Source organism: Amycolatopsis sp. cg9 (assembly GCF_041346945.1).
GTDB lineage: Bacteria > Actinomycetota > Actinomycetes > Mycobacteriales > Pseudonocardiaceae > Amycolatopsis.
In genome coordinates this window covers 1322722-1338001 of record NZ_CP166850.1, presented here as the reverse complement: position 1 = coordinate 1338001, position 15280 = coordinate 1322722, and the positions used below count along the sequence as shown (strand labels likewise).

Genomic DNA, 15280 nt, shown 5'->3' with positions numbered 1-15280 from the left:
CGCATGACGGAACACGAAACGGAACTGCGCGCGGAACGCGCCCACGTGGCCGGGCTCTACGCCCGGCTCGACGCCGAACGCGAGCGCGTGCGGGCCGAGTACCAGGCGTCGCTCGGCGGCAACGACGTCGGCGCCATGGAACGGGACGTCCGGGTGCGGGCGCTGGGCCGGGAGGTGCGGCGGCTGGACGTCGTCGACAACGGGCTGTGCTTCGGGCGGCTCGACGCCGATTCGGGGGAGCGCTCGTACGTCGGCCGGATCGGGCTGTTCGACGAGGAGAACGACCACGAACCGGTGCTGCTCGACTGGCGGGCGCCGGCCTCGCGGCCGTTCTACACCGCCACCGGCGCGAACCCGGAGGGCATGCGCCGCCGGCGGCAGTTCCACACCCACCGGCGGGACGTCGTCGACTTCACCGACGAGGACCTCGGCCGGCCGGGCGGGGACGCGTCGGGGGACGCGGCGCTGCTCGCCGCCGTCAACGCGCCGCGCGGCGAAGGCATGCGGGACATCGTCGCGACGATCCAGGCCGAGCAGGACGAGATCATCCGGCTCGACCACCCCGGCGTGCTGGTGATCGAAGGCGGGCCGGGCACCGGGAAGACGGTGGTGGCGCTGCACCGCGTCGCCTACCTGCTCTACACCCAGCGGGAGCGGATGGAACGGCACGGCGCGCTCGTGGTCGGGCCCAACCCGGCGTTCCTGAACCACATCGGGCGCGTGCTGCCGTCGCTCGGGGAGACCGACGTCGTCTTCACGACGACCGGCGGCCTCGTGCCCGGCCTGCACGTCACCGCCGAGGACGCGCCGGAAGCCGCGCGGCTCAAGGGTTCCCGGAAGATCCTGGACGTGCTCGCGGCCGCCATCGCCGACCGGCAACGGCTTCCCGGGGAGCCGGTGGAGATCCAGCTGCGGGACGCGACCGTCCGGATCGACGCCGCGACCGCGGAGTGGGCCCGGCAGGAGGCGCGGGACAGCGGGCAGCCGCACAACGAAGCCCGCGCGGTGTTCGCCGACATCGTCACGTACGTGCTCACCGAGCGGGCGATGAAGCGGATCGGCCAGGGCTGGCTGAGCCGCGACGACCGCGAGGACTGGGAACGGTTCCGGGCCGAACTGGTCAAGGATCTGAACGCCGACGAGGTGTTCACCCGCGCGCTCGACGAACTGTGGCCGATCCTGACCCCGGAAACCCTGCTGGCGCAGCTGTATTCGTCGCCGGAGCGGCTGCGCGCGGCGGGCGGCGACGCCGTGCTCGCGCGGGCCGAGGGCGACGCGTGGACGGTGTCGGACGTGCCGCTGCTCGACGAGCTCGTCGACCTGCTGGGCCGGGACCTCGCGGCCGAGAGGGCGGTGGAGCGGGCGGCTGAGCGCGAGCGCAAGGCGAAGGCCGCCTACGCCGCCGACGTCCTGGACAACCTCATCGAGCGCGAGGACGTCGACGAGGACGTCGGCCTGGTCGCCAAGGACCTGCTCTACGGCGAGGACCTGGCGGACCGGTTCGTCGAAACCGACACCCGGACGCTCGTCGAGCGCGCCTCGGCGGACCGGGACTGGACCTACCGGCACGTCGTGGTCGACGAGGCCCAGGAACTGTCCGAAATGGACTGGCGGGTGCTGATGCGGCGCTGCCCGGGGCGGTCGTTCACGGTGGTGGGCGACCTCGCCCAGCGCCGGTCGGCGGCCGGGGCGCGGTCGTGGGCCGCGATGCTGGACCCGTACGTGCCCGGCCGCTGGGTCTACCGCTCGCTGACGGTGAACTACCGCACCCCGGCGGAGATCATGGGGGTCGCCGCCGCGGTGCTGGCGGGGTTCGCGCCCGACGTGCGGCCGCCGGAATCGGTGCGCGCGTGCGGTGTCCAGCCGTGGGCGCGGCGGGTCACCGACGACGAACTCGCCGCGGCCGTCGAGGAGTTCGCCGGCGCCGAAGCCGGGCGCGAAGGCACCAGCGTCGTGATCGGGCCGCCGGGGGTGCCCGGCGCCGTGCCGGCGTCCGAGACGAAGGGCCTGGAGTACGACGCCGTGCTGGTCGTGGACCCGGACCGGATCCTCGCCGCCGGGCCCCGCGGCGCGGCCGAGCTCTACGTGGCGCTCACCCGGGCCACCCAGCGCCTCGGCGTCCTGCACCGGGGCCCGTTGCCGCCGGAGCTGGCCGGGCTCGCCGAGACCCCGGTGCCGGTGCCGTGACGCTCAGACGTTCCGGATGTTCGTCTCGAGCTCCAGCGGCTCGCGGTCCCAGTCCTCGACGCCGAACGCGAGGATGCGCTCCGGGTGGATGCGGATCACGGCGTCGTCGAAGTGGTTGTCCGGCAGGTTGACGCCGGTCAGCGCTTCGGCGCGGCCGCGGATCTCCAGGCACCGCACGCGCCACGGGTTCGTCGACGGGAGGTCGTCGACGACGAAGGCGACGTGGTCGTCGGTCGCGATGTTGCGGAACTTCTTGCTGTTCCGCAGGTTGTGCCCGGTGACGTCGACGGTCTTCTCGTCCGGGTTGTAGCGGAAGCCGACGGGGTTGGCCTGCAGCGTCCCGTTCGGCTGGCGGGTGGCGAGGCGGCCGAGCGGCTGCGAGGCGAGGTAGGCGAGTTCTGCGTCCGTGAACATGCGGCCAGTCTCGGACTTCAAGCTCCCTTGAAGTCAAGGACCAGCTCGGCGAACCGCGCGCCGATCCGGCGGTGGGCCGCGGGACTCGGGTGGAGGGCGTCCGGCAACGGGAACTCGGCGAAGTCGGCTTCGCCGTACAGCTCGAGGCCGTCGAGGTAGCGCAGGTTCGCGTCCTCGGCCTGCCGCCGCGCGACGATCCGGGCCAGCTCCGCCCGGACGACCTCCAGGGTCAGCTTGCCCGCGGCCCGCTCGGCGGGGTCCCCGGTCGCCCGGAACCGGACCTCGCCGGCGGCCAGCGCCTCGTGGTCGAAGTCGCCCGGCCCCGGCGTCCGCTCGTGGATCGGGCAGTACAGCGGGGAGACGACGACCAGCGGCGTGTCCGGGTGGCCTTCGCGGATGGTGTCGAGGAAGCCGTGCACGGCCGGGCCGAACGCGCGCAGGCGCATGACGTCGCCGTTGACGACGTTGATGCCGAGCTTGACGCTGATCAGGTCGGCGGGGGTGTCGCGCAGCGCGCGGGCGGTGAACGGGTCGAGCAGCGCGTTGCCGCCGAACCCGAGGTTCACCAGCTCGACGCCGGCCGCGGTGGCGGCCAGCGCCGGCCGCGGTGGCGGCCAGCGCGGGCCAGGTGCCGGCCGGGCTCGCGGCGTTCGAGCCCTGGCTGATCGAACTGCCGTGGTGCAGCCACACCCGGCGCTCGGGCAGTGCCTCGACGGGAGCGTCGGTGCGCAGGGCGAGGAGTTCGGTGATCTCGTGGTGCGGCAACCAGATCTCGACGTCCTTCGGGCGCGCGCCCAGCCCGTCGAACCGCACGGTGCCGGCCGGGCCGTCGCGGTGTTCGCCGGCGCCGGTGCGCGGGTCGACGGTCAGCGTGGCGCCGCCGGCCACGCTCGCCTGCGCGACGAGCTCGCCGTCGACGACCAGGTCGTACACCCCGTCCGGCCGCGGCGGCGCCCCGGTGTAGACGAGCTTGGTCGGCACCGTCTCGAGTTCGACGACGTCGGCGCTGGTCCGGAACCGCACCCGCACACCGGCGGGCTGCGCTTCGGCGACGGCCAGGCGCGGGTCGGTGTTCTGCGCGCGGGCCCGGGCGGGCAGCCGGTGCGGGGCGAGGCCGCGCCCGGTCCGCTCGAGTTCGACGGCGCCGCGGACGAGGCCGGCGGTCAGCGGGGTGGTGATCATGCGGTGGGCCAATCGCGAAGCACGGTGTCGAGCACCGTGAGGATCCGGTTCCAGGACTCCGGCGAGGGCGGCGAGCTGTGGTCGAACCCGCCGTGCGCCTCCAGGTCGACGTACCCGTGGAAGACGCTGCCCAGCAGGCGCACGGCGTGCGTCTCGTCCGGGCCGGTCACGGCGTAGCCGCGCAGGATCGCGCGCATCATCTCGGCGTGGCGGGGCCCGGCGCTCGCGGCGGCGGTTTCCGGGTTGAGCCGGAACCGCGTGGCGGCGTAGCGGCCGGGGTGTTCCCGGGCGTAGTCGCGGTAGACGTCGGCGAAGGCCACGAGCGCGTCCTTGCCCGCCCGCCCCGCCAGCGCGGCGGCGGCGCGGTCGGCGAGCTCGTCCAGTGCGAGCAGCGCGATCCTCGTCCGCAGGTCGTGCGCGTTCTTGACGTGCGAATACAGGCTCGCGACCTTGACGCCGAAGCGCCGCGCGAGCTCCGACGGCGTCACGCTGTCGAAGCCGGCCTCGTCGGCCAGCTCCGCGCCGGCGCGCACGACGCGCTCCGTGGTCAGCCCGGCTCGAACCATGAACTCACTCCCTCTTGCCTAAAGGGAGTGTAGCTCAGCCTAAATACCTTAGGAAAAGAGGGCGTCCGCCCAGCTCGACTCGCGGGTCACGCCCGGCGGGACCGCGAAGTGCGCCGAACCGGTGTGCTGGACGTACTCCATCATCGCGTCCTTCGACGACAGCGCCTGCTGCATCGGCACGTACTGCGTGCGCGTGTCCCGGTTGAACGCCAGGAAGAACAGCCCCGCCTCCAGGTGCCCGACGCCGTCGGAGCCGTCGACGAAGTTGTAGCCGCGGCGCAGGATCCGGACGCCCTTCAGGGCCTGGTGCGAGGCCAGCCGGACATGGGCGTCCGCCGCGATCACCTTCTCGCCGCCCGCGCCGCCGACCTCCAGGTCCAGCTCGTCGAACTCCGCGGCTTGGCCGAGCGGGGCGCCGGTGCCCTTCGTGCGGCCGACGATCTGCTGCTGGCCGTCGAGGGACTCGCGGTCCCACGTCTCGATGTGCATCCGGATCCGGCGCGCGACCAGGTACGAACCGCCGGCCATCCAGGCCTGGCCGTCGCCGGCCTCGGCCCACACCTGGTCGCGCAGGATGTCGGTGTCCTCGGACTTGATGTTGTTCGTGCCGTCCTTGAAGCCGAACAGGTTCCGCGGCGTCGCCTGCGCCCGCGACGTCGACGAGCTGCGGCCGAAACCGAGCTGCGACCAGCGGACCTCGGTGACGCCGAAGCCGAGGCGCACCAGGTTGCGGACCGCGTGCACCGCCACCTGCGGGTCGTCCGCGCAGGCCTGGATGCACAGGTCGCCGCCGCTGCGGGCCGGGTCGAGCTTGTCCTTCGGGAACAGCGGCAGGTCGATCAGCTGCGGCGGCCGCTTGCCTGCCAGGCCGAACCGGCCGTCGAACAGCGACGGGCCGAAGCCGATGGTCAGCGTCAGGTTCGCCGCCGGCAGGTCGAGCGCCTCGCCGGTGTCGCCGGGCGGGGCGTACTGGCCGCCGTCGATCGCGCCGCCCGCCACGACCTCCTGACCGGCGGTCATCCGGCGGGCCGCGTCGGTCCACGTCTTCAACAGCTGACGCAGCTTCTCGCGGTCTTTCGTGGTCACGTCGAGGGCCGCGAAGTGCAGGTTCGCCTGCGTCGGCGTGACGATCCCCGCCTGGTGCTCGCCGTGGAAGTCGACGGTGTTCACCGACGCCTCGGCGCTGCCGCTCGTCGCCTTGTCGATCCCGATGCCGGCGGCGGCTCCCGCCCCCGCGAGCGCGACCCCCGCGCCCGCCAGGCCGAACAGCTTCCGCCGCGAAACCCGCGTGCCCTCTGCCGACGTCACTTCGAGACGACCTCCGCAACCTTGCTCAGCGGCTCGCTCAGCGCGTCGACGGCCGAGGCGAACTCCTTGACCTGGTCCTGGGACAGCTCGGTGTAGAGCTTGAAGCCGTCACCGGCGCGCTGCTTGTCCAGCAGTCCCTGGACGTTCGCGAACTCCTTGTCCAAAGTGGACGTGAGGGCGGGGTCCTTCGCCTGCAGGATCGGCCGCAGCGAGGTGATCGCGCCCTTCGACCCGTCCAGGTTGGCCTGGAAGTCCCAGAGGTCGGTGTGCGAGAAGGTCTCCTCCTCGCCGGTGATCTTGCCGGTCGCGACCTCGTCGAGCAGGCCCTTCGCGCCGTTCGCGAGGTCCAAAGCGGACAGTTCCAGGGTCTTGGACTTGGCGACCAGGTCCTTGACGTCGGTCACCAGCTTGTCGGCGATCTGGCCGCTGTCCGCCTGCAGGCCGGTCTTGAACAGGTCCTTCTCCAGCCGGTGGAACCCGGTGAACTGCTGGCCCGGTTCGAGGTCGGCCTCGCGGACGTCGATGGCCGGGTCCAGGTCGCCGAACTTCTCGGCCACCGGCTCGATCCGCTCGTAGTAGACGCGGGTGCGCGCGTACGCGGCCTTCGCCTCGTCGACCTTGCCCGCCTTCACGAGGTCGGCGAACTTGCCGGTTTCCTCCTGCAGCGCGGCGGTGTTGTTCGCGATGTAGTCGGCGTAGCTCTTGGTGGCCTGCGCCTTCTGCGCGTCGGTGTTGTTCTGCTTGGCGACGCCGCCGGTGACGGTGAAGTCGCCGCGGATGCCGTTGCCCGCCATGCCCGGCTTGCACGCGGTCTGGTACTTGCCGGCGTCGGCGACCTCGACGATCAGCCGGCGGTTCAGCCCGGGCGCGATGTTCTCGACCTCGCCCATGATCCGGTCACCCTCGGCGTAGAGGTAGAACTCGGTGACCTTGGTGCCCTTGTTGGTGATCTCGAAGGTCACGTTGCCCGCGCCGGCGGTGGTGGCGGAGACCTCGCAGGCGGTGTCGGACGCCGACACCTTGATCGGGCCGCCTGCCGCCGCGGCACCCGCGGTGTCGCTCTTGCTGTCGCAGGCGGACAGCGCCACCAGGGCGGCGGCGCCGGCCACGACGGCCAGCGGGGTGGTCTTGCGCACGGTCACTCCTTCGAGGCGGCCGCGGCGGCGGGCGCCGGCGCGGTCTTCTTGCTGGGCTTGAGGAACAGGGGCAGCACGATGGCGACGTAGGCGACCCACGCGACGGCCTGCAGCACGGTCGTCTGCTGCGAATAGTTGAAGATGCCCTTCAGCAGGGCGCCGTACCAGGACGTCTCGGGCAGCGTGGCCGAAGCGTCGAAGGCGAGGGTGCCGATGCCCGGCAGGAACGCGGCCTCCTGCAGGTCGTGCAGGCCGTAGCCGAGCACGCCGGCGGCGACGAACACGAGCAGGACGCCGGTGATCGTGAAGAACTTGCCCAGGTTGAACCGGACGGCGCCCTTGTAGAGCAGCCAGGCGAGCACGACGGCGGCCGCGATGCCGATGGCGAAGCCGATCAGCGGCTGCACGGTGTCCGACTGCGCGGTCTGGACGGCGGAGTAGAAGAACACCGCGGTCTCCAGCCCTTCGCGCCCGACCGCGAGGAACGACAGCAGCAGCACGGCCGCCGGGCCGACGTCGAGCGCGTCGTCCATCTTCCCGCGCAGCTCGGCGGCGATGCTCTTCGACGCCTTGCGCATCCAGAAGATCATCGCGGTGACGAACACGACGGCGACGATCGACAGGCTCCCGCCGAGCAGCTCCTGGTGCTCGAACGACAGCTGCGCGGTCGTGTAGGTGAGGATCGCGCCGACGGCGACCGACAGCAGCACCGCGGCGCCGACGCCGGGCCACACCCAGCGCAGCGCGTGCCGCCGCTCGGTCTTCACGAGGAAGGCCACGAGGATGCTGACGACCAGCGCGGCCTCCAGGCCTTCCCGCAGCCCGATCAGCGCGCTCGAGAACAACACCGGTTCCGCCTCCCTGGGTTCTGCTGGCTCCAGGAAGTTTTTAGGTAAGGCTCACCTGTAAGTCCAGCGGGCGGCCGTCGGCTCGAAACGATGCAATCGGGCAAAAGGGACTCGACCGCGAAGTTAGGTTAGGGTAACCGCAGGTCAGGGCCTTGCGCGTCGACTCGATAACGAATTTTGTGACGTCGCTGGCAGCGGCCTCGTTTTTACCCTCCGCTTGCCTGGTCAGGCGCCCGGGGGTCCCTCTTGAGTGGCTCCGTAACCTGATCGGGTGGCCGAAACCGCTCAGCCGACCGTCACGCCTCCGTCGTCGCCCCCGGGCGGCCCGCCCAGGCGGTACGTCGGCCGGATCGCGCTTTCGCTGGGCCTGGTGGTCACCGGGGTGGTCCTGGTGGTCACCATCGGTGTCCAGAACCCGGACGAACCCGCCGCACCGCCGGCCGTCCAGCCCGCGCTGGCCATCCCGGAGCAGCGCCCGCAGCCCGGCGCCGAAGCGCCGCGAGCCGGGCTCGCCGCCCCGGTCGACCGGCCCCAGGTGTCGGACCAGGCCGAGCTGGACGCGTGGGCGACCCGCGTCGCGGGCAAGACGCACATCCCGGCGCGCGTGCTCGCCGCGTACGGCCGGGCGGAGATGTGGATGCAGCGCCAGAAGCCGACGTGCCACCTCTCGTGGGCGACCCTCGCCGGCATCGGCCGGGTCGAGACCGAGCGCGGCGACTTCGACCTCTCGGCGATCAGCGCGAGCGGCCGCCTGGTGAAACCGGTGGTCGGGCCGCCCCTCGACGGTTCGCCGGGGGTCCCGGCGGTGCACGACTCCGACGGCGGCAAGCTCGACGGCGACAAGTCGTGGGACCACGCGATCGGCCCGATGCAGTTCCTGCCGTCGACGTGGAAGAAGTACCAGGAGCGGGCGAACGGCGACGGTGGCGCGCCGGACCCGCAGAACGTCGACGACGCGGCCTTCACGGCGGCCCGCTTCCTGTGCTCGGGCGGCGACGACCTCGGCACCCCGGCCGGCTGGTGGCGCGCGATCCTGTTCTACAACCAGGCGGTCGCGTACGCGCAGGACGTCTTCAGCGCGGCCGACGCCTACGCCGAAGCGAGTGTCGCGCCCTAGAGCTCGCGGTCGGCGAAGAACGGCGTGACGGCCATCAGCACCAGCAGCAGCACCCCGGCGTAAGCACCCAACGTGGTGAAGATCGACATTTCGGTTCCTCCCGGTTTCGGTCTGGAACCAGCTTCGCCGCCGGGAGGGGGTCCGCGGATCGGCCGACGGGCCCGCGCTGATCGGCCGAAAGTCTGACCGGCCGCGGGCCGAACGGCCCTGGTGCCCGTGGTCGCTCAGGATTCGCGCAGCGCGATGCGCGCCTTGACCTCGTTGGCCGCTTCGAGGTACTCGGGGACCGGGTTCATCGCCGACGCCATCCGGATCTGGGCCAGCGCCTCGACGAACCGGCCGAGGCGCTGCAGGGTCCGGCCCAGGATGAACCGTGCGTAGTGGTCGGTCGGATCCAGTTCCAGCACCCGGGTGAACGCCTGCTCGGCCCGCCGCAACTGCGCGGAGTGGAAGTACGCGCGCCCGGCCAGCAGGTGGACCGACGGCTTGTCGTCCTCGGACTCCAGCAGGGGCTGCAGCACCTTCAGCGCGTCCAGCGGACGGCGGCGCGTTACCAGGTCTTCGGCCTGGCGGAAGGCATGGAACCGCGACTCTTCGGGAGGCTGCGAAGCAGCTGCGGCGTCCGTCATGGTCACTCCCACGTTACCCCGGAGGAGGGGCTTGCACACGCCGCCGAACGGGACGTGATGGACTGTGCCGCCATGAGCAGCGGGTACCGGGGCCTGGCGCCCTACCTCTACTACGCCGACGCCACCGCGGCGCTCGCCTGGCTGACCAGGGTCTTCGGGTTCACCGAGGAGGTCCGCTTCGCCGACGCCGCGGGCGAGGTCTTCCAGGCGACCCTCCGCGTCGGCGACGCGAAGGTCCAGATCGCGGGCGTCGGAGCGGACTACTGGCAGGCCAAGGGCGTCGACGGGCCGGTCGGCCAGCTCAACATCGTCTACGTCGACGACGTCGACGAGCACTTCGGGCGGATCGAGGCCGCGCTCGGGGACGAAGGCGAGCTGGACCCGCCGCAGGACCAGCCCTACGGCGCCCGGGTGTTCACCGTCGCCGACCTCGGCGGCAACAGCTGGACGTTCTGGCAGCAGACGTCCGAGACCGTCGAGCTGCCGCCCGGCTGGCAGGCCATCCGCACGGACGGCTGAGGACCACCCGCTACCGGCCGTGCCTCCAACGGGTGAACTGCGGCGACGGCTAGGCTGGGCGCGTCACCGCAGGCACGACGCACCGAGGAGCATGGCGTGGCTCTCATCGAGCAGGTAGGCGCGCGCGAGATTCTGGACTCGCGCGGCAACCCGACGGTCGAGGTGGAGGTGGCTCTCGACGACGGCACCCTGGCGCGGGCCGCGGTCCCGTCGGGTGCGTCGACCGGTGAGCACGAAGCGGTCGAGCTGCGGGACGGCGACACCGGCCGCTACAACGGCAAGGGCGTCGAGCGCGCGGTCGCCGCGGTGCTCGACGAGATCGGCCCGGAGATGGTCGGCATCGAAGCCGTCGACCAGCGGATCGTCGACCAGAAGCTGGTCGACCTCGACGGCACGCCGGCGAAGTCCCGCCTCGGCGCGAACGCCATCCTCGGCGTCTCGCTGGCCGTCGCGAAGGCCGCCGCCGAGTCGGCCGAGCTGGAGCTGTTCCGCTACCTGGGCGGGCCGAACGCGCACGTGCTGCCGGTCCCGATGCTGAACATCCTCAACGGCGGTTCGCACGCGGACAGCAACGTCGACGTCCAGGAGTTCATGATCGCGCCGATCGGCGCGGAGACCTTCCGCGAGGCCCTGCGCTGGGGCGCCGAGGTCTACCACTCGCTGAAGTCGGTGCTGAAGGGCCGCGGCCTTTCGACCGGTCTGGGCGACGAGGGCGGCTTCGCGCCGAACCTGGCGAACAACCGCGAGGCGCTCGACCTGATCCTGCAGGCCATCGAGAAGGCCGGCTACACCCCGGGCCGCGACGTCGCGCTCGCGCTGGACGTCGCCGCGACGGAGTTCTTCGCCGACGGCGCGTACACCTTCGAAGGCAGCAAGAAGAGCGCGGAGCAGATGTCGGCGTACTACGCCGAGCTGCTGCGCGACTACCCGCTCGTGTCCATCGAGGACCCGCTGAGCGAGGACGACTGGGACGGCTGGGTCACCCTGACCGCCGAGGTCGGCGAGAAGGTCCAGATCGTCGGCGACGACCTGTTCGTCACCAACCCGGACCGCCTCGAGGAGGGCATCACCCGCCGCGCCGCCAACGCGCTGCTGGTGAAGGTCAACCAGATCGGCACCCTGTCCGAGACGCTCGACGCGATCTCGCTGGCGACGTCGTTCGGCTACAAGTCGATGATGAGCCACCGCTCCGGCGAGACCGAGGACACGTTCATCGCGGACCTGGCGGTCGCGACCGGCGTCGGCCAGATCAAGACCGGTGCCCCGGCCCGCGGCGAGCGCATCGCCAAGTACAACCAGCTGCTGCGCATCGAGGAGACCCTCGGTGACGCCGCCCGGTACGCCGGCGAGCTGGCCTTCCCGCGGTTCAGCGCCGAGGGCTGAGCGCCGATGGCGGACCGGGGGAGGACGACGCGCAACCGCCGAGGCGGCGGCGGGGCCACGCGGGCCAACCGGCCCGCGCCGCCCGCCGCCCCGAAGCGGTGCGGCGGCGCGCCGCCGACGCGGACACCACCCGGGCGCGACTGCGCCGGAGCCTGGCGGCGAAGCGCGCGTCGGGCGCGGCGAAGGTGCTCGGCATGTCCACCACCCGCCGCGCGGCGGTGGTGGCGATCGTGGTGTGCGCGCTGGCGTTCACCATCGCCGTGCCCCTGCGCACGTACCTCGCCCAGCGGACCGAGGTCCGCGAACAGCAGGCGCAGCAAGCACAGCTGCAGCAGGAGGTCGCTCAGCTCCAGGGCCGCAAGGCGGAGCTGAGCGACCCCGCGCAGATCGAAGCGGAAGCCCGGCGGCGGCTGCGGTACGTCAAGCCGGGCGAGACGCCGTACATCGTCCAGCTGCCGGAGGACAAGGCACCGGACGCGGCCCCGCCGGCGGGACAGCAGCAGGTCGCGGGCAGCTCCTGGTACGAGAACCTCTGGAACCAGGTCTCGGGCGGCTGAGGGGCACGCTCTAACCTTGAGCGCGTGAACAGCACGCAGCAGCACCGGTTCGAGCCCGTCACCGAAGCCGATCGCGAGGTCATCGCGGAGCAGCTCGGACGGCCGCCGCGGGCGTTGCGCGCCGTGGCCGCGCGGTGCCCGAGCGGGCACCCGTCGGTGGTGCAGACCAGCCCGCGGCTGGAGAACGGCACCCCGTTCCCGACGCTCTACTACCTGACGTGCCCGAAGCTGAACTCGATGATCGGCACCATCGAGGCGTCCGGGATCATGAAGGAGATGACCGAGCGGCTCACGACCGATCCCGAGCTCGCCGCGCGGTACCAGCGCACCCACGAGACGTACCTCGCCGAGCGCGACGCCATCGAGCCGCTCGGTCACCAGGTCACCGCGGGGGGCATGCCCGGCCGCGTCAAGTGCCTGCACGTGCACGTGGCCCACACGCTGGCGGTCGGTCCCGGGGTGAACCCGTTCGGTGACGAGACCCTCGCCATGCTTAAGGCGAACGGGTGGCCCTCGGGTGACTGCGCCGCGTAACACTCGCGCCGCGTGAAGAGATAACTGGGCTGGGTGAGCGAAAACCCCGATCGGACTTCTCGAAGGGGTGAAACCTTGCCTCGGGTAGGGCAGGCTGTCACCCGAGAGCGGGATCGATCCGGCCAGGAGGGCTCTGAGTCATGCGCGTGCGGCGGCTGCCAGACGCAGTCGGGAGCTACACCCGAAGACTCGGGCTCCGCCACCGCACGGCGTACCCCCTGATCACCGGCATCTTCGCGGTGATCCCGGCGCTGATCGCCGGCGGCGGCACCCTCGGCTGGCTCGGCGGGAGCGGTGACCACACCCGCGACGCCGCGCTCGGCCAGGGCTACGACCCCGGCCACGCCGCCATCCAGCAGATCGCCGTCGACGGCACCCTCCCCGGCGCCCCCACCCCGCTGCCGCTCCCGGCTTACGAACTCCCCGACGGCCCGCTCGGCATCCCGGCCACCGCGGTCTCCGCGTACCGGAACGCAGCCGACATCCTCGGCCGCGAGCAGGCCGCGTGCCACATCGACTGGGCGCTGATCGCCAGCATCGGCCGCATCGAGTCCAACCACGCCCGCGGCGGCTACGTCGACGCGAACGGCACCACCCGCGAACCGATCCTCGGCCCGCAGCTCAACGGCCAGGGCGGGTTCGCCGCGATCCCGGACACCGACCAGGGCCTGCTGGACACGGACCCGGTGTGGGACCGCGCGGTCGGCCCGACGCAGTTCATCCCGGGAACGTGGAAGGGCTACGCGTCGGACGGCAACGGCGACGGCAAGTCGGACCCGAACAACATCTACGACGCGGCGCTGGCCACCGGCCGCTACCTGTGCTCCGGCGGGTTCGACCTGGCCAAGCCGGACCAGCTGCGCGGCGCGATCTACCGGTACAACAACTCCGACACGTATGTGAACACGGTGATCCTCTGGGCGGACGCGTACCGCAACGGGATCATGCAGGTCCCGGACAGCACGGTCCCGATCGGCGCCCCGAACGCGGCGCTGGCCCCGGCCCCGCCGTCCGTCCCGCCGCCCCCGGTGCCGACCACGACGCCGACCAGCGCGCCGCCTCCGACGACGACGCCGACCGTGCCGACTTCGAAGCCGTCGATCCCGTGCGCCTCGCCGACGACGACGGTGACCACGACGACGGTCACCAGCATCACGACAGTGCCGTCGCCGACGAACCCGCCGTCGTCCGATGGCACGACGACCCCACCGCCGACCACGACCCCCACGCCGACCTGCGGGGCGACGGTCACCTCGGTCACCACGTCGACCACTCCGACGACCACGACCACCGTGGTGCCCACCTCGCCCTGAGCGGCCCAACCCCCAAGCGCCCCAATGTGGCGTTCGGTGCGTCTGACGCACCGAACGCCACATTGGGTGCGTTCAACGCAACCAACGCCACATTGGGGCGCTCGGCCGGGTGGGATGCCTGCGCCGGTTAGGGTGATCGCATGCCTCGTGTTGCCGCGATCGACTGTGGGACCAACTCCATCCGCCTGCTCGTCGCCGAGCTGACGCCGCGCCACGACGGCACGGTCGACCTGCGCGACCTGCACCGCGAAATGCGGATCGTCCGGCTCGGCCAAGGCGTCGACGCCACCGGGCAGCTGGCGCCCGAAGCGCTCGAACGCACGCGGGCCGCGCTCGCCGACTACACGATCGCCGCACGGCGCAAGGGTGCCGAGAAGGTGCGCATGGTCGCCACCTCCGCCACCCGGGACGCGAAGAACCGAGACGACTTCTTCCGCATGACCCGCGAGACCCTCGGCGTCGAGGCCGAGGTGATCAGCGGGGACGAGGAAGCCCGGCTCAGCTTCACCGGCGCCGTCGGGGAGCAGGACCCGGACGACGGTCCCTTCGTCGTGGTCGACGTCGGCGGCGGCTCGACCGAGCTGGTCCTCGGCACCTGGGACGGCAGGCAGGCCGAAGTGCTCGCCGCGAAGTCCGTCGACATCGGCTGCGTCCGGATCACCGAGCGCGCGCTCAAGAGCGACCCGCCGACCGCCGACGAGATCGCCGCCGCGCGCGACCTGGCCGGCAAGGTGCTGACCGACGCGTTCGATGTCGTCGACGTCGCCCGCGCGAGCACGTGGGTGGGCGTCGCCGGCACGGTGACCACGCTGTCCGCGATCGCGCTGGGGTTGCCGGAGTACGACAGCGACCGGGTGCACCTGTCCAAGCTGAGCCCGGCGGACATCGACCGGCTGGCTTCGGAACTGCTGCAGAGCGACCACGCCACCCGCGCGGCGAACCCGGTCATCCACCCCGGCCGCGTCGACGTCATCGGCGGCGGCGCCGTGGTGGTCCAGACCCTCGCCGAGCAGCTCGCGGCCCGCGGCGGCCCGACCGAGCTGGTCGTGAGCGAGCACGACATCCTCGACGGCATCGCCCTGTCGCTCGCCTGAGCCTCCCGGATGTCATGAACGGGTCGTTCACGACGTCGGGCGCGGTAAACGACCCGTTCATGACGCTTTCGGGCCGTGTTGCCGGTGAGGTCGGGTGGTGCTGGCTGCTGTGGTGTCGCGAATGAGTCATTCGCGACCTTGGCGGAGCCGGTGTTGCCGGCAGAGGAACGCGTCTTGACTTTGCCGGGACCCTGTCGTCGGGCGGTGAACGACTCGTTCATGACGTCGGGTCCGGGACCGTCCGGCTCAGCCGCGGCCTGGCTGCCCCGGCCCACCAGCAGCGGCACGGCCGTGGTCCGGACCGTCGCGGCTCGCCGCGGGTGCCCGCCCGCTCGCCGGATGGCCGGGCGGCCTCCCGACCGACCGTTCGGCCGCCCGAAAGAGCTTGCGCCACAAGGGAAACCCTGGGTGAGCGGGTGATGACCAGCAGTCCGCGCTGGGCCGTCCGGACCATCCCGTTTCCTACCTTGGTTGTGCTCCAACCAGGTGGTCC

The 15280-nt window shown here is 72.0% G+C and carries 15 protein-coding genes and 1 pseudogene; 8 read left to right on the top strand and 8 right to left on the bottom strand.

Going from position 1 to position 15280, the window contains the following annotated elements:
- Positions 1–3 precede the first annotated feature (3 nt).
- Positions 4–2187 carry an RNA polymerase recycling motor ATPase HelR gene (gene helR, locus AB5J73_RS05950; RefSeq protein ID WP_370968699.1) on the top strand — a complete coding sequence of 728 codons (2184 nt, stop codon included), beginning with the start codon at positions 4–6 and terminating at the stop codon, positions 2185–2187.
- A 3-nt stretch (positions 2188–2190) separates the two neighbouring features.
- Here the strand turns inward: helR and AB5J73_RS05945 are convergent, their stop codons facing one another.
- From AB5J73_RS05945 to efeU, 7 genes and pseudogenes are all read right to left on the bottom strand, one after another.
- Entirely contained in the window at positions 2191–2601 is a 411-nt protein-coding gene (locus AB5J73_RS05945; protein ID WP_370968698.1) for a PPOX class F420-dependent oxidoreductase, read from the bottom strand.
- A 17-nt stretch (positions 2602–2618) separates the two neighbouring features.
- Complete coding sequence (locus AB5J73_RS05940) at positions 2619–3170, bottom strand: hypothetical protein (RefSeq protein WP_370972955.1); 552 nt, start codon at positions 3168–3170, stop codon at positions 2619–2621.
- A 247-nt stretch (positions 3171–3417) separates the two neighbouring features.
- Positions 3418–3783: pseudogene (locus AB5J73_RS05935) on the bottom strand (lipase); the annotation flags it as partial.
- Positions 3780–4349 (bottom strand): TetR/AcrR family transcriptional regulator, encoded by a 570-nt coding sequence (locus tag AB5J73_RS05930; RefSeq protein WP_370968697.1) that lies wholly within the window; start codon positions 4347–4349, stop codon positions 3780–3782. The pseudogene AB5J73_RS05935 and the gene AB5J73_RS05930, both read right to left, overlap by 4 nt.
- Before the next feature lie 48 nt (positions 4350–4397).
- On the bottom strand, positions 4398–5657 hold the full coding sequence (gene efeB / locus AB5J73_RS05925) for an iron uptake transporter deferrochelatase/peroxidase subunit (protein ID WP_370968696.1): 1260 nt from the start codon (positions 5655–5657) through the stop codon (positions 4398–4400).
- Entirely contained in the window at positions 5654–6799 is a 1146-nt protein-coding gene (gene efeO / locus AB5J73_RS05920; RefSeq protein WP_370968695.1) for an iron uptake system protein EfeO, read from the bottom strand. The genes efeB and efeO overlap by 4 nt, the downstream gene beginning before the upstream one ends.
- Positions 6796–7641, bottom strand: coding sequence for an iron uptake transporter permease EfeU (gene efeU, locus AB5J73_RS05915; protein ID WP_370968694.1), 846 nt, complete (start codon positions 7639–7641; stop codon positions 6796–6798). The genes efeO and efeU overlap by 4 nt, the downstream gene beginning before the upstream one ends.
- A 370-nt stretch (positions 7642–8011) precedes the next feature.
- Here efeU and AB5J73_RS05910 point away from each other — a divergent pair, with 370 nt between their 5' ends.
- A complete protein-coding gene (locus AB5J73_RS05910; protein WP_370972953.1) occupies positions 8012–8758 on the top strand; it encodes a murein transglycosylase in 747 nt (248 codons plus the stop codon).
- Between the two features lie 224 nt (positions 8759–8982).
- Here AB5J73_RS05910 and AB5J73_RS05905 read toward each other — a convergent pair whose 3' ends face one another.
- Positions 8983–9387 carry a tetratricopeptide repeat protein gene (locus tag AB5J73_RS05905; protein WP_370968693.1) on the bottom strand — a complete coding sequence of 135 codons (405 nt, stop codon included), beginning with the start codon at positions 9385–9387 and terminating at the stop codon, positions 8983–8985.
- A 72-nt stretch (positions 9388–9459) separates the two neighbouring features.
- Here AB5J73_RS05905 and AB5J73_RS05900 point away from each other — a divergent pair, with 72 nt between their 5' ends.
- The 6 genes from AB5J73_RS05900 (at position 9460) to AB5J73_RS05875 (ending at position 14787) form a co-directional block, all read left to right on the top strand.
- Positions 9460–9906: a VOC family protein gene (locus AB5J73_RS05900; RefSeq protein ID WP_370968692.1), complete on the top strand. Its 447-nt coding sequence runs from the start codon at positions 9460–9462 to the stop codon at positions 9904–9906.
- A gap of 96 nt (positions 9907–10002) precedes the next feature.
- Positions 10003–11289: a phosphopyruvate hydratase gene (gene eno, locus AB5J73_RS05895; protein ID WP_086865093.1), complete on the top strand. Its 1287-nt coding sequence runs from the start codon at positions 10003–10005 to the stop codon at positions 11287–11289.
- Between the two features lie 194 nt (positions 11290–11483).
- Positions 11484–11846 carry a septum formation initiator family protein gene (locus AB5J73_RS05890; protein ID WP_370968691.1) on the top strand — a complete coding sequence of 121 codons (363 nt, stop codon included), beginning with the start codon at positions 11484–11486 and terminating at the stop codon, positions 11844–11846.
- 24 nt (positions 11847–11870) lie between these two features.
- Positions 11871–12380, top strand: a complete 510-nt coding sequence (locus AB5J73_RS05885; RefSeq protein ID WP_370968690.1) for a DUF501 domain-containing protein — start codon at positions 11871–11873, stop codon at positions 12378–12380.
- 140 nt (positions 12381–12520) lie between these two features.
- A complete protein-coding gene (locus tag AB5J73_RS05880; protein ID WP_370968689.1) occupies positions 12521–13693 on the top strand; it encodes a lytic transglycosylase domain-containing protein in 1173 nt (390 codons plus the stop codon).
- Positions 13694–13833: 140 nt separating this feature from the next.
- The gene (locus AB5J73_RS05875) at positions 13834–14787 is read left to right on the top strand and encodes an exopolyphosphatase (RefSeq protein WP_370968688.1); all 954 of its coding nucleotides are present in this window, start codon (positions 13834–13836) and stop codon (positions 14785–14787) included.
- Positions 14788–15280 lie beyond the last annotated feature (493 nt).

Coding starts and splice junctions, on each gene's coding strand:
- helR (WP_370968699.1), top strand. CDS start 4: ATGACGGAACACGAAACGGAACTGCGCGCGGAACGCGCCCACGTGGCC.
- AB5J73_RS05945 (WP_370968698.1), bottom strand. CDS start 2,601: ATGTTCACGGACGCAGAACTCGCCTACCTCGCCTCGCAGCCGCTCGGC.
- AB5J73_RS05930 (WP_370968697.1), bottom strand. CDS start 4,349: ATGGTTCGAGCCGGGCTGACCACGGAGCGCGTCGTGCGCGCCGGCGCG.
- AB5J73_RS05905 (WP_370968693.1), bottom strand. CDS start 9,387: ATGACGGACGCCGCAGCTGCTTCGCAGCCTCCCGAAGAGTCGCGGTTC.
- AB5J73_RS05900 (WP_370968692.1), top strand. CDS start 9,460: ATGAGCAGCGGGTACCGGGGCCTGGCGCCCTACCTCTACTACGCCGAC.
- AB5J73_RS05890 (WP_370968691.1), top strand. CDS start 11,484: ATGTCCACCACCCGCCGCGCGGCGGTGGTGGCGATCGTGGTGTGCGCG.
- AB5J73_RS05880 (WP_370968689.1), top strand. CDS start 12,521: ATGCGCGTGCGGCGGCTGCCAGACGCAGTCGGGAGCTACACCCGAAGA.
- AB5J73_RS05875 (WP_370968688.1), top strand. CDS start 13,834: ATGCCTCGTGTTGCCGCGATCGACTGTGGGACCAACTCCATCCGCCTG.